Genomic DNA, 23,748 nt, shown 5'->3' on the forward strand with positions numbered 1-23,748 from the left:
TATTGGAGGAGGGGCACATATGTTAACAAATAAATCAAAATCTTTTTGGCTATTATTACTTCCTGCATTAGTAGGATTAACACTTGTTTTATTTATCCCACTTTTAGTCGGATCGTACTATTCATTGACTGATTGGAATGGGAATACGGTGGGACAATTCGTTGGAATAGAGAACTATATTCGTGCATTCAAGGATAAGGGGTTTATAGATAGCTTACTCTTTACTGCTAAGTTTTCTGTAGTGAGTGTGGTATTGATAAATGTAATTGCTTTGATGCTTGCTACGTTAGTTACACAAAAATTAGGTCGCTGGACGACGTTTTTCAGAACGATCTTTTTTATGCCGAACTTAATCGAAGGAATTATCTTAGGATTTATCTGGCAATTTATTTTTAATAAAGCATTTGAAACGATCGGAGATTTAACGGGTATTGGATTTTTTAAAGGCTGGTTGAGTACACCTGAAACGGGATTTTGGGGATTAGTAATGCTATTTGTTTGGCAGATGAGTGGTTACATGATGTTAATCTATGTGTCATTTTTAAACAACATTCCTGAGGAAATATTGGAAGCGGCAGACATGGACGGTGCTTCTCCAATGCAGACCTTTTTAAAAATCAAATTACCTATGTTGATGCCAGCATTCACAGTTACTTTGTTCTTAACGCTGTCCAATGCATTTAAAATTTATGATCAAAACTTAGCACTGACACAAGGTGGACCATACAATTCTACACAAATGACAGCAATGAATATTTACAATGAAGCATTTGCAATGAGAAAGATGGGATTCGCCCAATCTAAAGCGATTATTTTTCTATTAATTATCGTAGTGATTTCAGTAGTTCAAATTTCAATCACTCGTAAAAAGGAGATAAGTGCTTAATGAAGACAAAAAGAAAAAATAAAAAGATTTTATTAATTGCAGCGGGACTCATTTTTTCAGCATTATGGTTTTATCCATTCTTCTTAATCGTAATTAATTCATTTAAAACAAAATCAGAAATTTTTCAAAATACATTGAATTTACCTAAGGGAATTGATTTTGACAATTATATGATGGCGTTAGATAAATTAGATTTTGTGCGAAGTGCGGTAAATTCTTTGATGATTACAGTGGGTTCCTTGATACTTATTATCTTTGTTTCATCAATGGCAGCTTACGCTTTGTCCAGAAATACAGGTAAATTAAGCGGAATTATTTATTTCATTATCGCCATAGGATTACTGATTCCATTTCAGGGGATTATGATTCCTTTAATTTCTCTTTTCGGGAAAGTCAGTATGCTGAATCGCCCAGGACTGATGATTATGTATTTAGGTCTAGCCACAAGTATGGCAACATTTATGTATTACGGTGCGTTACGTGGCATTCCTAAATCACTGGATGAAGCAGCAATTATTGATGGGGCTGGTACTTTTCAAATTTATTGGAAAATTATTTTTCCATTGCTAAAACCTACAACTGTAACAATTATTGTTTTGAACTCACTTTGGTTTTGGAATGATTATCTATTGCCATCCTTAAGTGTAAACAAAGAGGGGATGTATACAATCCCGCTTAAAATGTTTTATTTCTTTGGAGAATTTAATAAGCAGTGGCACCTTGCTTTGGCAGCATTAGTGATAGTTATTTTACCAATCATTATTTTATTTATCATACTGCAAAAACACGTTGTGAAAGGAATTTCAGATGGGGCAGTCAAATAGGAGGAACTTATGAGATTTACTGAAGGATACTGGCTAACAAAGGATGGATTTACGTTAAACCATCCCGAAGAATGCCGTGATTATCGAGTGGAAGACAAGGCATTAGAATTATTTTTACCGTATAAAAAAATACAAAAACGTGGGGATACATTGAATTTAGGAATGACGACCCTTCGTTTGGAATCACCACAAAACGATGTTATTAAAGTTCGTTTAACCCATCATGATGTAGATCAGGCGACGCCTTATTTTAAAGTCGAGTCAAATGAAACGCAGATCTCTATTTCTACAGAAGAAGAGTTTCGATTTAAAGCAGGGAGATTAGAGGCACGAATTCCAAAAGAAGGCCCATTCACACTTGAATTTTTTGGAGATAATCAGCTAATTACGGCATCTAAACCGCATGCTCAAGCAGAAATTACATCGGATGATGGAAAACATTATATGCGTGAACAGCTGACTTTAGATTCCCATGAGTTCGTTTATGGTATGGGTGAACGATTTACCCCGTTCACAAAAAATGGACAATCAGTAGATATTTGGAACGAAGATGGCGGAACAGGAAGCGAAAAATCCTATAAAAATATTCCTTTTTATCTTACCAATAAAGGGTACGGTGTATTTGTGAATCACCCAGAAAAAGTTTCTTTTGAGATTGCTTCTGAAAATGTATCTAGAGCCCAATTTAGTATAGAAGGGGAAATTTTAGAATACTCCATTATTTATGGACCCACAATGAAAGAAGTTTTAAAAAAATATACAGATTTAACTGGAAAACCAGCATTGCCGCCAGCATGGTCATTTGGCTTGTGGCTTTCTACTTCATTCACAACAGACTATAGTGAACAGACGGTTATGCAGTTTATTGATGGGATGCAAGAAAGAGAGATTCCATTTGATGTCTTTCACTTTGACTGCTTCTGGATGAAGGAATTTGAATGGTGCGGTTTTGAATGGGATAAAGAGATGTTTCCAGACCCTCAGGGCTTATTAGATAGGATTCATGAAAAAGGATTAAAAGTATGTATGTGGATTAATCCATACGTAGGTCAAAAAGCGAGAGTATTTAAAGAATGTAAAGAAAAAGGTTATTTTATTAAACGAGAAGATGGTGCTGTTTGGCAATGGGATTTATGGCAAGCAGGGCAAGGGATTATTGATTTTACAAATCCTGAAGCTAGAGAGTGGTATAAGGCACAATTAAGAAATTTACTGGATATGGGGGTAGATTCATTCAAAACAGATTTTGGCGAACGAATTCCGACTGATGCGGTTTATTTTGATGGTTCTGATCCTGAAAAAATGCACAATTACTATGCTTATTTATATAACGAAGTTGTTTTTGAACTTTTGGAAGAAATCAAAGGGGAAGGAAATGCAGTTGTATTTGCACGTTCTGCCTCTGTAGGTTCACAAAAATTCCCTGTACACTGGGGCGGAGATAATTTATCACAATACTCATCAATGGCAGAATCATTGCGTGGAGGGCTCTCATTCGTTCTTTCAGGATTTGGTTTTTGGAGTCATGATATAGGCGGGTTTGAAGAGAATACGACAGAAGATTTATATAAGCGCTGGACACAATTTGGTCTTTTATCTACCCATAGCCGTTATCATGGCAATATTGAGTATCGTGTTCCTTGGAACTTTGGTGAAGAGTCGGCATTAGTAACACAGAAATTCTCTAGACTAAAAAATAAACTGATGCCTTATATTTATAAAGAAGCCGTAACGACAGCTAAAACAGGAATTCCAATGATGCGTCCATTAGTCTTAGAGTTTGAAGAAGATTATACTGTGCATACGCTGGATAAACAGTATATGTTTGGTGAAGATTTATTAGTGGCTCCTATTTTTAATGCGGAGGGGAAAGTTTCATTTTATCTTCCAAAAGGGAAATGGACTAACTATTTAACGAATAGGGTGTATGAGGGTGGAGAATGGTACCAAGAACAATACGATTATTTTTCTCTGCCACTATTAGCTCGACCAAATAGTTTAATTGTTGAAGGGGCACAAGAAAATACTGCATCTTATAATTATAGTGAACAAGTAACGATTCATGCATTCGAGTTAACGGAAGAAAAAACAATAGAAATTGTTGATATAACTGGAAAACTAGCAGGAAAGGTAACTATTACACCAGCTGGTGACTCATATGAAGTGAAAGTAAATAATATAGAGCATGCTACCATCATTTTCAGAAACAAAGAAATTAAAGGAATGAAGCAGCATGAGCTAGGCTCACTTTATCAAATATAGTGAAAGAAGTTGTATTAAGCGTATGCGCTCTGCAAAGGAAATACAGGTGAATTTACAAATAATACAACCGAAAAACGGAAAACCGATGTTCCTTGGTTTTCCGTTTTTTGTAAATCAATCAAACGCCACATCCGTTAACAGTATCTCGTGAATATAGAACAGTTCACTAGGTGGCAGTGTGATATTAAAGCTTTCTTCAATTTCATCAAATGAACGTTTGATTTTTTCTGGATGGGCTGGATAGGTTTTCTTCATAGCAAGCTGGTCTTCTTTGGTTGCAGTGAGTGTTTTATTTTCAAATATAAGTCGTTCAAGCATGCACCCAATGTGAATAAATAGTTTCATTAGCGTTTCATTTGATAGACGTACCTCAAAGAATTCTTCCATTTGTTCAATCTGTTTAATAAGTAATGAATGGATTTTTTCTGGTGCAATATACATTAGGTATTTATCTAATGCTTCGCTACAGAGTCTAAAGGTGATTTCTCTAGTAGCTTTATCAATAGAAAGCATAGTTTTATCTGAGTCAGGGACATGTTTTCCCAACAAGTTGAGAAGTAAGTCAAATCCTTGCTTTAAAAGAATTTCATCTAGTGAGATATAAGGAATTGCCAACTGTTCTAACTGGATACTTCCGATGATTGCCACACTTTCCTTATCCTTTGATGTAAGACGTATAATGTGTTCAATATCTTTTTGACTACCGCTAAGAGGGATTAATTGAACATCGTAAATATGATTACTTCGTAAAAATTCTCCAATAATTTGTTCTAAAAATAGAGCAACTCCTTCACCAGAAGCACACACGGTATAGATGACGCGGTTCATTTCTGTCTCTAAATAGTTTTTAACTCGAACTTGCAATTTGTGGTTCAACTCATCATTCATCTGAGCAATATCTGCCACAATTTGTTTGGAGGAAACAAATGAGAAAATAGCTTGGCGAACACTCTCTAAAATAATCAGCAGGTTCGTGGACTCAATCACAAAAATTTGATTCTCGTTTTTTGTAACCAGCTGCTTGTCTAGCTGTGCAAGAGAGCCCATATCAGCAAAAATAATCCAGTCTTTGTCATCGTCAAAGCTATTAATTTTTTCATTGATTAGTTGAGCTGCCTCAGAAGGGCTCATTGTAAGAGGCATATCTAACCCGATAACGTCAGAAGTATTTAACAAGGTATTAATTGTTTCAGCAATACTAGCTCCAGCACTTGTTCCATGTGCTACGACCATAAAATGTGTAGTGGTTTGTGTTTTATTTTTGGTTAATGAATCAATAATAGACGCAAGCGTTTGTAACTCTCTAGGAGAGCAGAATAAATGGAAACGACGTTCAATAATTTGAATCATCTTTTTTGCCGTGTTAATTGAATGGACAGAAGGAACATAAGTTGCGACATCAATTAGCTCATGAGGTAAATCATTTTTTTCTTGAAGATTTCGTAAAAATAAAGCTAGTGCTAAATAGATACTCTGATCAAGAACTAACTCGTGTTCTTTTACTAGCACATCAGATAGTATGACAGAAATTTCTTTTGTCATTTCATCAAAAAGAACAGAATAATTCGATTGTAAAATCATATTTTTCGAGATTTTATTTGTGTAGTCTTTAAAAACTTCACTTAGATCAATTTGCTCTTTTGAAACAATTAGTTGATTAAAGTAATAGTTTACAAAATCATGATCCATAATAATAGAGGATTCACTATGCGTAGATTCATCCGCAGTAATCGTCATTTTTTGTGGAACAATTCGCTCTAGCTGATTTCTTTTTTCCTGATCAGACTGATGAATCAACTGGAATATGTAAGAAGGTAAAGAAGGACTGTTGACTTGGACAACAGAGACCTCTTGTTGTTTTGATTCTAAATAAGCGCGAGCAATGGCAAGTTGTAAATCACTACGCAGTTGGCCTAAATTTCCTTTTGCCTCATAAGAAAGAAGCTGGATGAGTGCTCCTTTGGACAGTTCAATCGTCGTATTTACCTTTCTCGCTTCAATCGATGCGTATTCACGAATAATATCTAGTCGTTCCGTTAATCCTCGTTCTTCTAAGTTAGGTAGCCAGATGGTCGTAGGAATTCTTCGTAAAAAGGTAGTCAGCAAGTTATTATTTTCTGTTTCAGTAGTTGCGCCGATGATAAACACATCCGCTGAACGTTCCTCAATCGTTTCTCCCATCCTTCGATAAACTTTTTTATCGATAAAATGAAATAACATTTCTTGACCCTCCGGCGGCAGGCGATGGATTTCATCAAGAAAAAGGACTCCGCCATCTGCAGCTTCAACCATACCCATTTTTTCTTCATCTGCACCTGTATAAGCACCTTTGACAGCCCCAAATAATTGAGTCATCAATAGTTGAGGGTTGTTTGCGTAATCTGCACAATTAAATCGAATAAACGGACTGTCTTTAGCAAAAATATTTTTTTCTTGACCGAAGGAATACATCACTTCTGCAAAGATACTCTTTCCTACACCAGATTCACCTAAAAGAAGTGTATGAAGACCATTTGGTGGGTATAAAATGGCTGCCTTTGCTGTCTGTATCGCTTTTCCCAAGCTTCCCTTCCAACCGATTAATGAGGAAAAGGCATCTTCCATAGTAGCGGCAGGCGTAAGACAGTCTGAAATTTCTGAAAATTTTTGGAATAATAAGTCTTTTGAAGCGATTGTCCCTCCTAAATAGGATTCAACGGCAGGAAGGTACAAATATTTTACAGGCCGTCCTTTTAATTTAATTATTTTTCTTTTTCTATGTAATTCGTTCAAGTCTTGTGAGACGTTATTTCGAAATAGGTCCGTTTGCTCGGAAATATCAACTGCACTAATCCCCACACTTGAAGTCTGGTAATCTGTTTCGGTAAGCGCCTCCGTATATTCTTGAACAAAGGACAAAATTTTATCAATTCGTTTCATAGGAAAACTCCATCCGTATTATTTGTTTGTGTATCCGTATTAATAGAGTTGATTATAGATGAAAGCGTATTATTTTACAATGTTTTCGTATCATTTTATAACTCTCATCTTGATATACTTCGGTTTATCCGTATTGGCACGGTACTTGCTGTTAAATAGTTATACAACAAAAAGGGGAGAAGGATTTTATGGGAGAATTTGCCGTATTGCTGATAAGTCATGGCTATTATGCTAAAGAAGCGTTGGAGAGTGCAGAGATGATTGTAGGAAAACAACAAAATACTCAAGTGGTCTCTGTTACACCAGAGAAAGATTTGCAGACTGTTTTAGATGAAGTGAATATGAACTACGAACAGTTGGACACCTCTAGCGGGTTGTTGATTTTAGCCGATATATTAGGTGGAACACCTAGTAATGTTGCTGGAAATCTAGTTTTAAGCAAGAAAAATGTACATGCAGTTACTGGCTTTAATTTACCGATGCTGCTTGAACTATTTTTAAACAGAGAGAATTCAATGGAAACAGTAATTGAAAAAATTCATAAGGTCTATAAAACAAGCTTTAATGATTTGAATCGCGTATTAACAAAGGAGGAAGAAGTAAATGAGTATTGAATTAGTGAGAATAGATGATCGGTTGATTCACGGACAAGTAGTAACAGGATGGGTAAATGAATTAAAGGTAGAACAAATTATTATTTTAAATGACAAACTTGTCAATGATACGGTTCAAAAATCCGTATTAACAATGACAGCACCACCTAGTGTAAAGGTTCATGTGTTTGGAATTGAACAATTTAGTGAAATTTATAAAAAGAATCCAATTAAAAAGAGAACTCTGTTACTTTTTAGTAATCCAATTGATGTGTTGGCAACTTACCAAAATGGCGTGGACTTCGATCAGGTAAATGTTGGCGGAATTCGATTTAATGAACAAAGAAAGCACAGATTGTCAAAATCAGTGGCAGTCACAGATGAAGAAAAAGCAGCGTTGGACACCCTGATTGAGAATGGCAAGGATGTTTTCATTCAAATGGTCCCTAAAGATAAAAAAGAAACACTTAAATAAGGAGGAATATCGATGTTACAATCAGCTATTTTAGTCGCTTTATGGGCGGGAATTTGTTCATTAGATGATAAAGGACCGCAGCTTGGGTTTAGACGACCCTTACCTGCGGGGGCAATTGTTGGTTTATTGATGGGAGACTTAGGACAAGGGCTTGTCATTGGTGCAACCCTTGAATTGATGTGGATGGGTGTTGGAAATGTCGGAGCATATAATTCTCCAGACGTTGTAACCGGTGCAATTGTCGGGACAGCAATGGGAATCTCGACAGGTGGTGGTGTAGCAGCTGGTGTGGCAATCGCGGTTCCCGCATCTATTTTATGTCAACAGCTCCTTGTTTTATGGAATACAGCGGCTAGTTTCTTGGTTCACCGTGCAGATGTTGCTGCAGAAGAAGGCGACTTTAAGAAAATTGGTCGCATTCATTACCTGTCTGTTCCTTTTCTATTTTTAATTCGTGCTGTTCCTGTATTTATTGCAGTATATTTAGGTTCAAATGCAGTAGAAAAAGTCATTGATGCTTTACCAGATTCTATTATGACAGGGCTAAGTACAGCGTCTGCCTTAATTCCAGCGGTTGGGATTGCGATGCTTTTGACCATGATGTTAAAGGGAAGAATGTGGGTCTTTTTACTCTTGGGCTTCACACTAGTATCTTATTTAAATCTTCCATTATTGGCTGTTTCATTTATCGGAGTTGTAATGGCGGCGTTATATGATTTAGCCAGTCAAAAACCTGAAGTGGTTGTTGTAGAAGCAAACAGCGAAAGTGATGAAGGGAGCTACGATTTATAATGAGTGAACAAGTTAGCGTAATTACAAAAAAAGAATTAGATAAAGCCTTTTGGCGAACAAACACAGGCTCGTTTTCTTTTGGTTATGAACGGATGCAAACACTAGGAATGTTATATAGTCTAGTCCCTAGTTTGGAAAAATTATATGAAGGTCATGAACTAGAGGAACGTAAAAATGCATTAAGACGACATATGGAGTTCTTTAACGGAATGACAACAATGAACGGACTAATTGCAGGTGTCGTCATTGCTATGGAAGAAAAGACTTCAGAGGAAGAAAAAGAATCGGTTATTGCACTGAAAACAGGGATGATGGGTCCATTAGCTGGACTAGGGGATAGCTTGATGAAATTTACTTGGCTACCTATTTGTGGAAGTATCGGTGCTTCTCTTGCTTTAGAAAAAAATATATTAGGTCCGATTTTGATGCTGCTTATGTTTGGTGGTGCACAGTTGGCAATGCGTTATTTTGGTGTACATTATGGCTACAAAATGGGTATTTCTATCTTAACCAAGACAGTTGGAGAAAACAGCATGATTCAGCGTATTTCAAATATGGCAAATGTCATCGGATGTACGGTTGTCGGCGGATTGCTAGTAAATACAGTAAAAGTGAACATTGGCTTAAGCTATGCAGTGGGTGAAAATAAAATTGTTGTTCAAGAAATGTTCGACAAAATCATGCCTAATTTACTACCAATGTTACTAACGTTATTGTTTATCTATATTTTGAAGAAAACTAAAGGCAAACATGCAGTGGCATTAATTATTTCAACATTAATCATTGGTGTTGCATTATCAATGCTAGGAATTTTAGGATAAGGAGAGCAACCGTATGAAAAAACAGCCGTATACGTTAAAAACGATAAATTTTTATAGAGACGGTAACCAGTGCAAGGTCACGTTTGAAAATCCTAAAGGAAACCCCATGAAGTTGTTTTATGGGACACAGCCAAATGAAGAGACAATAACAGCTATTTTAGGAAGCACAGAGGAAGACTCTCTGGAGTTTACTCTTTCTGAAAAAGACGGTCCGTATTACTACAAGCTACAGGAGGAGGAAACGACACTTGCGTTGTTTGGAGAACGACTTTTACCCTTGAATGGCGCAATCAATGTGCGAGATATGGGAGGCTATACGACAGATGATGGTTGTCAGGTTCAATGGGGAAAGCTTTATCGAGGGGATCAGTTAAGCAGTTTAGATGATTCAGATGTTGTCTATTTAGAAAAAGTGAAACTACAATCTATTATTGACTTTAGGAGTGAAAAAGAGCAAATATTAAATCCAAATTATCCTTTATCTACGGTGAAAGAAACGATTCAATGTGATCCGCAATCCACTGTAGCAGAGGCTGCAGGAGAAGCAGTGAGCTTTGAAGAGGAAAATAAAAAAATTGTTAAAAACTTAGAAGCTGGTATTGTTGCAAAAGAAAATTTAAATGGCAGTGGAACAGCATTTTTAAAAAATTATCGTGAGTTTGTGACAAGTGAGCCAGGAAAACAAGCTTTTGGCAGGATGTTGAAGTTTTTGGCACGTCCAGAGCATCTTCCTACGCTTATGCATTGTCGAGGTGGGAAAGATCGTACAGGCTTTGGAGCAGCATTGACTCTTTTACTATTAGGTGTCAATGAGGAAGAAATTATTGAGGATTATTTAATTACGCAAAAGGTTCGCGAAGAACGAAACCGTTATAAGATGGGCCTTTACGCAGAGCACACAGACAATAAAGCAGTGTTAGACTATCTGCAAGCGATGATTGACACTCGTGCAGACTACATCCAAGCAAGTCTTCAAGCAATTCAAGACGAATATGGAGATGTGGAAACCTATGTGATACAAGGGTTAGGACTCACAAAAGAAGAGATTCAGCAGATAAGAGAGAATTTTTTGGTGTAGAAAGAAGAAGAGAGAGCTTGGAGAAATCCAAGCTCTTTTTTGGAAAAAGAAATGATTTAAATGGGGAGTGGAAGAAAGAAAAGGGCACCAATTGTATAGCTTCCACCAATTCTTAGTTCATATTTTATGTTTAGAATAACAAAATAATCTACTTCATTTTTGTTTAGCAATAACTAAAAATATAGAGAACCTTTTAGAAATTTTACTCTAACGGCTTTGTTGTTTTCCCATCTTTAAATGTAACGGGGAGAATAATAGGTTCGCCAATTTCATTTCCTTCAATCAATCCATATAATAATTTTAAAGACGACTCCGCCATTTCTTTAATTGGTTGTTTGATAGATGTAAGTGTTGTTTCATATCCTTCAAAATAACTAAATCCATCATAACCAACTATCTGTAAATCCTCTGGAACCGAAACACCTTTCTTATCTAAATAAGAAAGAAGAATTAAGGCTGTTTGATCATTCATCACAAGAAGACCATCTACGTTAGGATTTTCTAAGAAGAAAGAATCAAAAAAATGATCGTAATCTAAAATTGGTTCGTAACGCTCGTAAGTTGCGACGTTTTTATTGTGTGCTTTTGCGTAATCAATAAATCCATCTTTACGTTTTAAAGTATCATTCTTTTGCGGAGCAATAGCAGAGACATAACCGAGATGTTGGCAGCCCCTTTTTATGAGCTCCTCAGCAGCAATTTCACCACCATGATAGTTGTCAGAAGTCACATAAGCAACTTTTTCTTTAAAGTAACGATCAATACTTACAAAAGGAATGTTTGCTGATAGATAATTGTCAATATTATGATAGGTCAATGCAATAATCCCATCTACTTTATTTTGACGAATCATATCTAAAAATTCCAACTCAGCATGTGCATCTAAATTATTACTCGAAATGAGCAAACGATAATTTTTTACCTGTAGTTCTTTTTCAATATGATAAACAAATTCAGAGAAAAAGGGATGCCAGATACTAGGAACACTTACTGCAATTGTATTTGATTTTTTTGATTTTAAAACGCGAGCATATTCGTTAGGATAAAAATTCAGTTTTTTCATAGCTTCTTCAACTCGTGACCGAGTTTTTGGAGAAACTTTAGGACTGTTGTTAATCACCCTAGACACAGTAGTTGTGCCAACTTTTGCTTCACGTGCTATATCTTTAATCGTTGTCATTTTCTCACCCCACCTAAAAAAAACGCTTGCAAAACATATTTGCTAATGTTAATATTAACACACGAATGGTACCGATACCACTTTTTAGTGATTTTTAAGTAAAATATTTTTTTGGAACAAAATGGTATCGATACCATTTCGACGGATAAATAGAAAGGGAGAGTCAGATGAGAAGCAAATGGAAAAGAATAATCATGGGTTCAACTATTATGTGTGGAGGAATTTTACTTGCAGCTTGTGGCAATGGCGATGGTGGAGAAAATGCAGACAAGACAAACATCAGTATGTTTTTAACTAAGATTGAGTATAAAAAGGAAATGGAACAATTTGTTGATAAATTTGAAGAGGAAAATAAAGACATTGCGATTGATGTGACGTTTGTTGGTGGTGGGGAAGATTCAGAGTCTTCGCTAAAAGCAAAATTTTCATCTGGAGAAGCACCAACCATATTTATGGCAGCGGGCCTAGATCAATTTAATAATTATAAAAAATATGCGGCAGATCTTTCTGATACAGAGTCAATTAAAACGGCGATTCCAAGTACGATAGATTCTATGAAGTTAGATGATGGTGGTGTAGGAGCAGTACCGATGAGTATGGAAGTCTATTCTTATATCTACAATAAAGATATTTTTGAAAAGGCTGGTATTAATGCAGAAAATATTCAGACTCAAAGTGACTTAACTGAGGCTGTTAAAGAACTAGACAAGCAAAAAAAACAATTAGGCTTAGAGGCAGTTTTTGCATTTCCTGCTAAAGAAACTTGGTCAACTGGTATGCATGGCGGAGGGATTTTTGTGGCGCCAGAATTTGAATATGATCCAATGAAAGCATTCTCTACTGAAACGTTTAATTTCGATTACTCTGAACAAATGAAATATTATGTAGATATTCAAAATGATTATTCGATTCAACCAACAGCTAGTTTAGATTATTCAACACAAATTGATGATAAATTTGTTGGAGAAAAAGTTGCTATTGTCATGCAAGGTAGCTGGGTTGTTCCAACTCTAATGGCAGCAAACGAAGAGTGGGCACAAGATAGTGTTGGGATTTTGCCTGTTCCTGTGGAGGGGACACCAGAAGGCTATATTGATGGTGGTTGCTTGAATTACTATGTAGTAAATAAAGAATCTGGAGAAAAAGAAGTTGCAGCAGCAAAAAAATTCTTAGATTACATGAACTGCTCAGATGAAGGAAAGAAAAATACTGTGGAAAACTTTATGTTTATTCCTGCCTATCGGGGATATGAAGAGTATCAATCAGATATCAATTTGATTCAAGAATATACCCAGTATGTTAATGATGAAAAGTATCGTAATGCTGTATTTAATGCGGTAAATGTTGACTGGTTAAAAAATTCGATTGGTACAGGGATTCAAAAATATGTAACTAATGAAGCAACTTGGGATGAGGTAACAAAAGAGGTTAAAGATAATTGGAAAGCATCATCAAATAACTAGGAGGAAATACAATGGCAGTGGTGAAAGAAATAACTGTCATTGAAACCAAAGCTAAAGGAGCTAAGAAAAAGATAAACAATCAGTCTTGGTCTTATCTTTTTCTGGTTCCGGCTTTGATTGCAGTGACGGCAGTTGTAATCATCCCTTTTGTAATAGGGATATATTATTCCTTTACAAAGTGGGACGGTATTGACTCAGCGACATTTATAGGACTAGAAAATTTCAAACGGTTGTTTCAAGATAAAGACTTTTTATCCTCTCTATGGTTTACGATAAAATTTTCAACGGTGACGGTCTTATTAATTAATTTAATTGGATTAACTCTGGCATTGATTGTAACTCAAAAATTTAGAGGAAGCTCTGTTTTAAGAACTATCTTTTTTATGCCGAACCTAATTGGGGGATTAATTCTTGGGTTTATCTGGCAATTTGTTTTTATAAAAGGTTTTTCAGCAGTAGGTGAAGCTTTAGGAACACAATTGTTTAGTGGGTGGCTAGCAGACTCAACAACGGGTTTTTTGGGAATGGTTTTGATGGTTGCTTGGCAATACGCAGGGTATATCATGGTGATTTATATTGCTTTTTTACAAGGTGTAGATGAGTCGTTGTTAGAAGCAGCTAGTTTGGATGGCGCATCAGAATGGCAGAAATTTTTGCACGTAAAGTTTCCGATGATTCGTCCGGCATTTACAATCAGCTTGTTTATGACGCTATCATTTTGTTTTAAGATATATGATCAAAACTTGGCTTTGACAGCTGGAGGGCCGTATAAATCAACAACGATGGTCGCAATGGATATTGTTAATACAGCATTCTCTCAAAGAGAAATGGGATTGGCACAAGCTAAAGGAATGATTTTTTTCTTGATTTTAGCAGGAGTGTCACTTACACAGGTCTACTTTAGCCGTAAGAAAGAGGTGCAAGTTTAATGAAGAAAAGAATAGCATTCTCACCAATTTTAGGGATTCTTTTTGCTTTAGTGTGGCTACTGCCATTTTATTTAATTGTGGTGAACTCATTCAAATCAAAAACAGAAATTTTTTCAAACACGTTAGGCTTGCCAGAGAATTTTACTACTGAAAACTATCCGGAAGCATTTAAGGAATTAGATTTTGGTCTTTCATTTATGAACACGGTAATTATTACAGTCGTTTCAGTGCTGTTAATCTCAGTTGTATCTGCTATGGCAGCTTATGCAATTCAACGTTCAGAAACCAAATTTTCTAAAATTATGTATTTTGTTTTTATTGCAGCAATGCTGGTGACTTTTCAGTCGGTGATGATTCCATTAGTTTCAATTTATGGAAAGGCAAACATGTTGAATCGTGGCGGTCTGATTTTCATGCACCTAGGGTTCAATGTTAGTATGGCTGTATTTATGTTCGTTGGCGCATTGAATGGTATCCCTCGTTCTTTGGATGAAGCCGCAACTATTGACGGTGCATCGCGTTGGCAGATTTTCTTTAAGATTATCTACCCTATGTTGAAACCAACGGCAGTAACAACTGCGCTACTAAATGCTATTTTAATTTGGAATGATTATCTGTTACCCTCCCTTGTGATTAATAAGCCGGGTATGCAGACAATTCCGATTAAGATGTTTTATTTCTTTGGATCCTATACGAAACAGTGGCATCTTGCTTTGGCAGGATTATTGATAGCGATTCTTCCAATTATCATATTCTACTTCTTTATGCAAAAACATATTATTAAAGGAGTGGCCGATGGTGCTGTTAAATAGACATAGATAAAGGAAACATGAATGGTAAAAATAACTAATTATCATAATTAGGTCATACAACGTTTTAAAATTTTACAACGTTGTAGAACAAGTAAATGAGGAGTAAGAGAATAAATATGACGTCAAGAAAGAAACAATTGAGAATTCAAAAACTGCTAAAGAGAATGTCAGACATGTCTACTTTAGCGATACCACCCAAATCAGCTGAAAAGTCAGGGACATTCAGTAGCTATGATCGTGCATCAGCCTATAATGCAGATACAGATACTTATAGTAATTGGGGAGCAAATGAAGATGCTGATGGATTTATTCGGAAAGAAGGGGAAGAAGTTGTTGTTGTGGAATTAGATGGGCCAGGAGTTATTTGGCGAATTTGGTCAGCTAAACCTGAGATGGGTGCTATCAACTTCTACTTTGATGGCGAAGAGCAGCCAAGCTATACGCGTCCATTTAAGAAATTTTTTGAACAGATTACAGATGAAGTTTCGCCCGCAGGATTTCCTAATCTAATGCCAAAGCTTTCAGGTGGATATAATTCTTTTTTTCCAATTCCGTTTAAAAAGAACGTAAAAATTACATTTTCCAAAAACTGGGGAGAGTACTATCATTTTACGTATACTACGTTTGATGACGAGGAAGTGCCTAGTTTTGAAGAGTTACTTTCTAAAGAAGGGATGACCGAACTGGCAAAGCTAGACAGAGATTTTTTTGCTAGAGGAGATAGATTTGAAAAAGACTATGCTTGTGTCGAAAATGTAATTAAATCAGGCAGGACTACTTTGCTAGAAGAAACAGGGGCAGGAGCAATTTCTTATCTTGGGATAGATATTCATCATGAAAGATATACTGAAAAAGAACTGATACACTTGTTACGTTCGAGTCTGATTAACATATACTGGGATCAACAAGAAATTCCATCTGTAAGTGTTCCTCTAGGAGATTTTTTTGGCTCCGCACCTGGATACAATTTAATGAAAACAATAGGTGTGGGAATAACAGAAAAGCGATTATATGCAAATTGGTACATGCCATTTTCAAGTGGTGTTAGGATAGAGATTGTTAATGAAGGAGTATTAGATTATCCGCTTGTTATGCACTATAATATGGAACCACTGACGGTTGACGTTGCAAGTGAACTGCTTCGATTTCATGCAAAATGGCATACAGGGGATTTTCAATCCATTAATCAAGATCGTTTTATGCCCAACGGAGATAGGTGGCCAGACTGGCCGGTACTAACAGTGGAAGGAAAAGGGCGTTTTTGTGGAATGCATCTTCATGTATTGGATAAATGGATAGAACCAGGAGAAAGTAGTACATGGTGGTATGGCCATTGGGACGAGAAAACAATTGACTGGTGGTGGGGAGAAGGAGATGAAAAATTCTTTGTTGACGGAGAAAAATTTCCTTCTAGCTTTGGAACAGGAAGTGAAGATTATTTTGGTTATGCATGGGCAGCAGAGCCACCGTTCGCACTTTTTGACTCAGCATATGCTGCACAATCCTTAATGCCTGTCGACGGTAACGGACATACTTCTATTTTAAGACTTCAAGTCTGTGATAATGTACCTTTTAACACAAAATTTGAAGCTTTTATGGAAAAATATAAAGAAGAACATTGGGGTGACACCAATGTAAATATTCATGAAGTGACTCCTTATTGGTATCAGGATATTTCTCATATGGATACCTACGATAGCCCTAATCTAAATCAACGAATGAGAACAATTACAGATGAGGAGGGGGAGTTATGATCTATGGTTCAATTGAGGCTGGAGGAACAAAATTTGTTTGTGCCGTTGGAAGTGATAAACTAGAAATTATAGAACGAATTCATTTTCCTACAACAACACCTAAAGAAACAATGGAGCAAGTTATTTCTTTCTTTAGTAAATACAAAGTATCGCTTAAAAGTTTAGGAGTAGGCTCTTTTGGTCCTATTGATATACAAAAAAAGTCAAAAACGTATGGATATATAACATCTACTCCTAAAATTGCGTGGAAAAATTTTGATTTTATTGGTGAGTTAAAGAAATACTTCGATATTCCTATTTATTGGACGACTGATGTGAATGCTGCATGCTATGGAGAATATGTTGCTGGTAATGGTGTAGGTTTGTCTAGTGTTGTTTATTATACAATTGGAACAGGAGTAGGCGGTGGTGCACTACAAGATGGACGATTTATCGAAGGGTTTAGTCATCCTGAGATGGGGCATATGCGTATCTTAAAACATAAACAAGACTTGTTTGGAGGAAATTGTTCCTTCCATCACGATTGTTTGGAGGGGCTTGCATCAGGAACTGCACTTGAAAAACGTACTGGAATAAAAGGACAGGAATTGGACAAGAGTCATCCAGCTTGGGAGATTGAAGCTTTTTATATTGCGCAATGCGCGTATAACACAACTTTACTTTTCTCACCTGATAGAATTATTTTTGGTGGGGGCGTGATGAAACAAGCACATTTGGTGGAAAAGGTTCGAGAAATATTTACTGACCTACTACAAGAATATGTACAAATTCCAGCTATTGATACCTATATTGTCACACCTAAGTTAGGAGATAATGCTGGAACGATTGGTTGCTTAGCGTTAGCAAAAGAGGCAACATCGTAACTCGAACTTCTTTATTAGTAAAAATAGCTAGAACAGGCCTCTTCCAGAGAGATTCATGAGAGGAGGCTGTCCTAGCTATTTTTTTAATTGTTTTTATTGAAGATAGCAATTTTTGTCCGACTAAATTCCAAATCTTTTTGAAGATGCTGATTGATGAGCATCTCTGCGCGTTCTCCATCTCCTTCACGGATTGCCTGAACGATTTCTTCATGTTCATCAACTAAATGAGGTCGTTTTTGTAGGGTAACAATTCGACGTAAAAGGTAGATAATAGACTGCATTCGATCAATAATTCGAGTGATTTCAGAGTTATTTGTTTCGTCAACAATAATTTGATGAAATTGAAAGTTTGCTTCTAATTGTTCAGAAGTTGAACCGGTTCGTGCGATAGTAATACATTGCTCTAATTTTTCTAACGACTCTTCTGAAATATAGGTTGCACAAAACTTTGCTGCATATCCTTCAAGTAGCATGCGAACTTGAAAAATATTTCGAATATCATTTTCTGTAGGAATATAGACGTGCTTATCTTTAATGAGGCCCTCTTGTTCTAATTTGGACATAGCTGAACGAATCGGCGTTCTGCTGATATTTAATTCTTCTGCCAACTTTGCTTCTGTCAATTTTGTCTGAGGCTCAATTTTCCCATTTAAAATTTGATCTCTTATATATTCATAAGCGTAATCATAATTATGAACTTCTTTTTTCTTCACAAAAACACATCCTAAAGGTAGTAGATAAGTACTAGTATACTTGAAAAGAAGAGATAAATGAATTGTCTCTCCTGTTTCTTTTATTATACCTTTATTTATTTGTGAAATAAATAATTTGTATACAATTTAATATAAAATGTATACAAAAAATAAAAAGTGAGGTATACTTCGTTTTGTAAATGCTTACAAAAAATAAAAGGAGCGATTCTGATGAGTAAAAAAATTGGGTTTATTGGTTTAGGAATTATGGGAAATCCGATGACAAAGAATTTGTTGAAAGCAGGATTTGAAGTATCTGTATTTGATTTGAATGAAGAGGCAATCAGTCGATTAGTTGACCAAGGGGCTAAAAAGAAAAATGTCGCAGATATGGCTAAAGAGATGGATGTCATTATTACCATGTTACCTGCTGCAGCCCATGTACGGGAAACTATGGTGAAAAAAGAGGGTATTTTTGCTCATGCACGCAAGGGGTTAATTGTGATAGACATGAGTTCTATTGGACCAAAAGATGCGATTGAATTAGCGCAGCAGGCAAAAGAATATGGAGTAGAGATGTTAGATGCTCCTGTAAGCGGAGGAGAGCCAAAAGCGATTGACGGAACCCTTTCAATCATGGTTGGTGGAGAAGAAGATACGTTTGAGAAATCACTTGAGGTGTTTAAAGGTGTAGGAAAAGATGTTGTTTTAGTTGGGGGACATGGTAGCGGAGTCACAGCCAAATTAGCGAATCAGATTATTGTAAATCTAAATATTGCTGCAGTTTCAGAAGCATTAGTGTTGGCAGCAAAAGCGGGGATTGACATTGAAAAAATGTATCAAGCAATTCGTGGAGGTTTAGCAGGCAGCACGATTTTAGATGCCAAAGTTCCACTGATTTTAGATCGTAATTTTAAACCTGGAGGAACAATTGCGATTAACATGAAGGATATAACTAACGTTATGGAAACAGCACATGATCTTGATGTTCCACTGCCGATGTCCAGCCAATTACTTGAAATTTTCCATTCGTTGAAAGCAGACGGAAAAGTGATGAATGATCATGGGGGAATTGTTCAATATTATGAAAAAATAGCAAATACTGAAGTGAATAGAGGCGTACATAAATGAGTAGAGTGAAAGTCGCTGACGTATTTAACCAAATTCCTCAAAAACCAGATGAGTCCGTTGTAGATATGCAATTGAAAACGGAACTAAATAAACTAGAAAAAAAGATTATTGTCCTTGATGATGATCCAACAGGTGTACAAACAGTTCATGATATTTCCGTCTATACAGACTGGGAGACAGATAGTATTCGTAAAGGATTCTTAGAAGAAAATTCGATGTTCTTTATTTTAACTAATTCTCGTGGTTTCACTGAAGCACAAACAATAAAAGCGCATAAAGAAATTGCAGAACGAATTTGTAAAATTGCAAAGGAAACACAGAAAGAATTTTTAGTTATCAGTCGAGGGGATTCAACCTTACGTGGCCACTATCCTCTGGAAACTGAGGTTCTTAAAGACACAATTGAAGAAAATAGTGCGATTCATTATGATGGAGAAATTCTCTTTCCCTTTTTTAAAGAAGGCGGTCGATTTACAGTAAATAATGTTCACTACGTTCAATATGAAGAAGAGCTGGTTCCAGCAGGTGAGACAGAATTTGCGAAGGATCGGACGTTTGGCTATCATTCATCAAATCTTGCGGAGTGGGCAGAAGAAAAAACAAATGGACGTTTCAAGGCAGATAAAGCGGTGTCGATTACCCTTGAAGAACTACGTGCAGTGGATATTGAAAAAATAACAGAGAAGCTAAAAAGTGTAGAGAAGTTCAATAAAGTGATTGTAAATGCGGTTGATTATAGTGATGTAAAAGTATTTGTCATTGCTTTGGTACGTGCGATGAATGATGGAAAACAATTTCTCTTCAGAAGTGCTGCTGCACTCACGAAAATTATTGGGGGTGTCTCTGACCAGCCATTACTTACAAAAGAAGCACTTTTAACGAAAGATAATCGCAATGGTGGATTGATTGTGATAGGGTCACACGTACAAAAAACAACCGATCAATTGCAAGCGCTTCAAGAATTGGAAGATGTGAAATTTGTTGAATTTAAAGTTCATTTGGTCCTTGAGGAAGACAAATTTGCTGAGGAACAAAAAAGAGTTCAAGACGAAGTAAACAAGTCGATTCTTTCAGGAAAAACAGTGGCTGTTTATACAGAAAGAGAGCGATTGGATTTAGGTGAAAATAAAAAAGAAGAAGAGTTGCTTTTGTCGGTGAAAATTTCAAATGCAGTGACAGAAATTGTGAAACAGTTGAAAACTAGACCAAAGTTTATTATCGCAAAAGGAGGAATTACCTCAAGTGATATAGGGACAAATGGGTTAGGTGTGAAACAAGCAGTAGTTGCAGGACAGATTGCACCGGGAATCCCAGTTTGGTATACAGGAGAAGATTCAAGATTTCCTAGGTTACCTTATATTATCTTTCCAGGAAATGTTGGAACCAATTATACGTTGAAGGAAATTGTTGCCCAGTTAAAATAATAGTAAATAAAAAGGAGTAAATCTATGCCGATTATTTCGATTGTATTAGGTGTGGTCATGTTATTAGTTTTAATGATGGTTTGTAAATTAAATGCATTTTTAGCATTGATTCTTTCATCATTGGTTGTAGGGTTGTTGGAAGGAATGGCACCACAAGAGGTAATGAACTCAATCCAAAGTGGCTTAGGTTCATCTTTAGGAAGTCTGACATTAGTCATCATTTTTGGGGCTGCACTCGGAAAGTTATTGACTGATTCTGGCGGTGCACAAAGAATAGCAAAGACAATGGTTCATGTCTTTGGTCGTAAACATGTTCAATTTGCGTCGGTTGTCACAGCTATCGTTGTTGGAATAGCAATGTTCTTTGAAACAGGTGTAGTCGTATTAATTCCACTAGTCTTTTCGATTGCGGCAGTCGCAGGAGTACCGATTCTTTATATTGGGTTACCTGTAATTGCGGCATTAATCACGATGCATGGATTAGTTCCGCCACATCCGGGACCGACAGCAATCGTTGAAATTTTTAATGCAAATATTGGATTAACACTTATCTATGGCGTGATTATTGCCATTCCAGCCATTATTGTGGCAGGTCCATTATATACAAAAATATTTTCAAAAGAGTTTTTAGAGGTTGACATTCCTAAGGGACTCTATACGGAAAAAGAATTTGATGAAGAAGAGATGCCTAGTTTTCTTTCAAGTATAGTCACGGCTACTTTGCCAGTCATTTTAATCTCGATAAAGTCAATTGTAGAAATCATTGCTCCAAATTCAAGTATTCGCGGATTTACTGATTTTATCGGCTCTGCAGGTACAGCATTACTACTTACTTTTGTTTTTGCAATGTTTAGTCTAGGAATCATGCGTGGGAAAAAAGTTCAAGAGGTAATGAACTCATTTGGTGAAGCGGTGGCAGGTATTTCATTAATTCTCTTAATCATTGCAGGCGGTGGCGCGTTTAAGCAAGTATTGATTGATAGCGGAATTGATACATATATTGCTGGTTTAATGGAAAATTCAAGTATGTCGCCTATTTTATTAGTCTGGATTATTGCAGCGATTTTGCGTATTTCATTAGGTTCTGCTACTGTTGCTGGCATGACTGCGGCTGGAATTGTCGCTCCCATAGCCATTGCAACTGGGACACATCCAGAGCTTATGGTTTTGGCAGCAGGTGCTGGAAGCGTTGGATTTTCTCATGTGAATGATGCAGGATTCTGGATTGTGAAGGAGTACTTTAACCTATCTGTAGCAAAAGCATTCAAGACATGGACCGTTTTGACATCAATTATTGCGGTAGTTGGATTAATAGGCGTGTTAATTTTTGATTTATTTGTTTAAACGAAGCGAGGTCGGGATAGAAGTGTTCAGCTCCGAGAAATAAGCTGAACTTGCTTCTCTTCTATATGTGGGGCTGCAAATTACGATGTTTTACTTCCGATGACGTACAGTCCCTAACTCTCGTAGCTAAATATTTCTGTTCCAAACTTAACTAATTGGAAAAGGGCAAATCATCCACAAAAAACAGACGTAGTGATTTTCTCAATAGATAAACTATTGAGGGATACACATACGTCTGTTTTACAGTAGAAAATGTTTAACCAGAGTGTGGCGCTCAGAGAACTACTCACCCATCACCATGATATGGCAGGTTCTGTTTCGCACACGATTTTGATCGAAATCGACAAAATAGATATAGCCGACGGATCCTATTTCTAATTTGCCTTCATTAAGAATGAAGCTTTCGCTTGCACCAAAGAACGAAGAGCGGATATGTGCGTCTCCATTCAAAATAGTTCCAGGATCGGTAGGGTAGTTGGGATCATCTAGTCCCATTAGAAATTCCAAATGCTTCGGTCCTGGATAACGATAATTGGTATTTTCGGATAATTCTCTAGGAACAATCTTATCCAAAATACGATTTAAATCAACCTGTAAGAATTCGTCTCCATTAAAGTCTGTATCGTGCATATATTCTTCAAAAATGACGGAACATGTTGTGTGTGGGGATTGAACGAGACAGAGGCCATTTTTGATTTGACTTTTTTCTACAATCTCTTTTACTTGTTTGGTGATATTATGATAGGAAACACGATTGCCATTTGATGTTAAAGTGAGTTGTTCTTTTACAAATTTCACTTATTTACGCCTCCTTCTTTATTTCTGCTACTTTATGAATCATATCTGTTAGTATAGCTGCCGGATCGTCGGCACACACAATTCCGCTTGTTCCCCCAGTTCCATCTGCGCCAGATAACAATGCTTTTTCAACATCCGCTACAGTGGAAATTCCTGCAGCCTGCAGAATTTTAATGGTAGGATTAATCATACGAATGGCTTGATTTGTTTCTTCCATATATGAAATATCACTGGTTTGTCCGGTACCTATTAATTCAGTTGGCTCACAAACCATTACATCTGGATTTAATGAAGCGACAGCTTTTGCTTCAGTCAGTGAATCTGCACAAACAATTGTAAGAATTCCAAGTTCATCTGCTCGCTGAACAGCAGTCGTTAATTCACTTACTGTCATTGGGTGCTCTGCATGGTTTAAAAATGTTGCTGTAACGCCGGCTTCTGCGACAGCTTCTGGTAAAATATAGCCCATACCTCTTCCTATTTGAATGCCATCCAAATGTTGCACTGTGATGAATAGATGTGCGGTTTCATTTTTTATTCGTGCCGCATCGACTTGCTGGACAGTAAATAGAATGTCTACATCAAAATCAGCAGCGAGCTGATCGGCAACTTTCGCTAATGCCAAGGCTTTTTCGCCATACAGATAAGCTTTAGGATTGACAACAAAGAAGGGGGCTCGTAAGGTTCTTTTTTGCATACTCATTCTCC

At 36.6% G+C, this 23,748-nt stretch carries 21 protein-coding genes; 16 read left to right on the forward strand and 5 right to left on the reverse strand.

Annotated features, from left to right (window positions below):
- Positions 1–19: 19 nt before the first annotated feature.
- The 3 genes from I589_RS10955 to yicI are packed head-to-tail and all read left to right on the forward strand — an operon-like array spanning position 20 to position 3,972.
- Positions 20–886, forward strand: coding sequence for a carbohydrate ABC transporter permease (locus tag I589_RS10955; protein WP_010767825.1), 867 nt, complete (start codon positions 20–22; stop codon positions 884–886).
- Entirely contained in the window at positions 886–1,710 is an 825-nt protein-coding gene (locus tag I589_RS10960; RefSeq protein ID WP_010767826.1) for a carbohydrate ABC transporter permease, read from the forward strand. The genes I589_RS10955 and I589_RS10960 overlap by 1 nt, the downstream gene beginning before the upstream one ends.
- A gap of 9 nt (positions 1,711–1,719) precedes the next feature.
- On the forward strand, positions 1,720–3,972 hold the full coding sequence (gene yicI, locus I589_RS10965; protein WP_010767827.1) for an alpha-xylosidase: 2,253 nt from the start codon (positions 1,720–1,722) through the stop codon (positions 3,970–3,972).
- Positions 3,973–4,086: 114 nt separating this feature from the next.
- On the opposite strand, the gene I589_RS10970 is transcribed toward yicI, so the two are convergent.
- Positions 4,087–6,891, reverse strand: a complete 2,805-nt coding sequence (locus tag I589_RS10970; RefSeq protein ID WP_010767828.1) for a sigma 54-interacting transcriptional regulator — start codon at positions 6,889–6,891, stop codon at positions 4,087–4,089.
- Between the two features lie 188 nt (positions 6,892–7,079).
- On the opposite strand from I589_RS10970, the gene I589_RS10975 reads away from it, so the two are divergent.
- From I589_RS10975 to I589_RS10995, 5 genes are read left to right on the forward strand one after another with little or no spacing between them, the layout of a single operon-like run.
- On the forward strand, positions 7,080–7,505 hold the full coding sequence (locus I589_RS10975; protein ID WP_010767829.1) for a PTS sugar transporter subunit IIA: 426 nt from the start codon (positions 7,080–7,082) through the stop codon (positions 7,503–7,505).
- On the forward strand, positions 7,495–7,959 hold the full coding sequence (locus I589_RS10980) for a PTS sugar transporter subunit IIB (RefSeq protein WP_010767830.1): 465 nt from the start codon (positions 7,495–7,497) through the stop codon (positions 7,957–7,959). The genes I589_RS10975 and I589_RS10980 overlap by 11 nt, the downstream gene beginning before the upstream one ends.
- Positions 7,960–7,971: 12 nt before the next feature.
- A complete protein-coding gene (locus I589_RS10985) occupies positions 7,972–8,751 on the forward strand; it encodes a PTS mannose/fructose/sorbose/N-acetylgalactosamine transporter subunit IIC (RefSeq protein ID WP_010767831.1) in 780 nt (259 codons plus the stop codon).
- Entirely contained in the window at positions 8,751–9,572 is an 822-nt protein-coding gene (locus tag I589_RS10990) for a PTS system mannose/fructose/sorbose family transporter subunit IID (RefSeq protein ID WP_010767832.1), read from the forward strand. Before I589_RS10985 ends, I589_RS10990 begins: the two co-directional genes overlap by 1 nt.
- Positions 9,573–9,585: 13 nt before the next feature.
- Entirely contained in the window at positions 9,586–10,650 is a 1,065-nt protein-coding gene (locus tag I589_RS10995) for a tyrosine-protein phosphatase (RefSeq protein ID WP_010767833.1), read from the forward strand.
- A gap of 202 nt (positions 10,651–10,852) precedes the next feature.
- On the opposite strand, the gene I589_RS11000 is transcribed toward I589_RS10995, so the two are convergent.
- The gene (locus I589_RS11000) at positions 10,853–11,830 is read right to left on the reverse strand and encodes a LacI family DNA-binding transcriptional regulator (protein ID WP_010767834.1); all 978 of its coding nucleotides are present in this window, start codon (positions 11,828–11,830) and stop codon (positions 10,853–10,855) included.
- A 167-nt stretch (positions 11,831–11,997) separates the two neighbouring features.
- On the opposite strand from I589_RS11000, the gene I589_RS11005 reads away from it, so the two are divergent.
- The 5 genes from I589_RS11005 (at position 11,998) to scrK (ending at position 17,651) form a co-directional block, all read left to right on the forward strand.
- Positions 11,998–13,293, forward strand: a complete 1,296-nt coding sequence (locus I589_RS11005; protein ID WP_010767835.1) for an ABC transporter substrate-binding protein — start codon at positions 11,998–12,000, stop codon at positions 13,291–13,293.
- Between the two features lie 11 nt (positions 13,294–13,304).
- The gene (locus I589_RS11010) at positions 13,305–14,222 is read left to right on the forward strand and encodes a carbohydrate ABC transporter permease (RefSeq protein WP_010767836.1); all 918 of its coding nucleotides are present in this window, start codon (positions 13,305–13,307) and stop codon (positions 14,220–14,222) included.
- Positions 14,222–15,034: a carbohydrate ABC transporter permease gene (locus I589_RS11015; protein ID WP_010767837.1), complete on the forward strand. Its 813-nt coding sequence runs from the start codon at positions 14,222–14,224 to the stop codon at positions 15,032–15,034. The genes I589_RS11010 and I589_RS11015 overlap by 1 nt, the downstream gene beginning before the upstream one ends.
- 116 nt (positions 15,035–15,150) lie before the next feature.
- Complete coding sequence (locus I589_RS11020) at positions 15,151–16,788, forward strand: glycoside hydrolase family 172 protein (protein WP_010767838.1); 1,638 nt, start codon at positions 15,151–15,153, stop codon at positions 16,786–16,788.
- Positions 16,785–17,651 carry a fructokinase ScrK gene (gene scrK, locus I589_RS11025; protein WP_010767839.1) on the forward strand — a complete coding sequence of 289 codons (867 nt, stop codon included), beginning with the start codon at positions 16,785–16,787 and terminating at the stop codon, positions 17,649–17,651. Before I589_RS11020 ends, scrK begins: the two co-directional genes overlap by 4 nt.
- 83 nt (positions 17,652–17,734) lie before the next feature.
- Here the strand turns inward: scrK and I589_RS11030 are convergent, their stop codons facing one another.
- Complete coding sequence (locus tag I589_RS11030) at positions 17,735–18,364, reverse strand: GntR family transcriptional regulator (protein ID WP_010767840.1); 630 nt, start codon at positions 18,362–18,364, stop codon at positions 17,735–17,737.
- 156 nt (positions 18,365–18,520) lie between these two features.
- On the opposite strand from I589_RS11030, the gene garR reads away from it, so the two are divergent.
- The 3 genes from garR to I589_RS11045 are packed head-to-tail and all read left to right on the forward strand — an operon-like array spanning position 18,521 to position 22,242.
- Positions 18,521–19,474 (forward strand): 2-hydroxy-3-oxopropionate reductase, encoded by a 954-nt coding sequence (gene garR, locus I589_RS11035; protein ID WP_342662919.1) that lies wholly within the window; start codon positions 18,521–18,523, stop codon positions 19,472–19,474.
- The gene (locus I589_RS11040) at positions 19,471–20,898 is read left to right on the forward strand and encodes a four-carbon acid sugar kinase family protein (protein WP_010767842.1); all 1,428 of its coding nucleotides are present in this window, start codon (positions 19,471–19,473) and stop codon (positions 20,896–20,898) included. The genes garR and I589_RS11040 overlap by 4 nt, the downstream gene beginning before the upstream one ends.
- A 24-nt stretch (positions 20,899–20,922) precedes the next feature.
- Positions 20,923–22,242: a gluconate:H+ symporter gene (locus tag I589_RS11045; protein WP_010767843.1), complete on the forward strand. Its 1,320-nt coding sequence runs from the start codon at positions 20,923–20,925 to the stop codon at positions 22,240–22,242.
- A 282-nt stretch (positions 22,243–22,524) separates the two neighbouring features.
- On the opposite strand, the gene I589_RS11050 is transcribed toward I589_RS11045, so the two are convergent.
- Positions 22,525–23,040, reverse strand: coding sequence for a YjbQ family protein (locus tag I589_RS11050; RefSeq protein ID WP_010767844.1), 516 nt, complete (start codon positions 23,038–23,040; stop codon positions 22,525–22,527).
- Between the two features lie 4 nt (positions 23,041–23,044).
- Entirely contained in the window at positions 23,045–23,737 is a 693-nt protein-coding gene (locus I589_RS11055) for a triose-phosphate isomerase (protein ID WP_010767845.1), read from the reverse strand.
- Positions 23,738–23,748 lie beyond the last annotated feature (11 nt).

Source organism: Enterococcus phoeniculicola ATCC BAA-412 (assembly GCF_000407505.1).
GTDB lineage: Bacteria > Bacillota > Bacilli > Lactobacillales > Enterococcaceae > Enterococcus_K > Enterococcus_K phoeniculicola.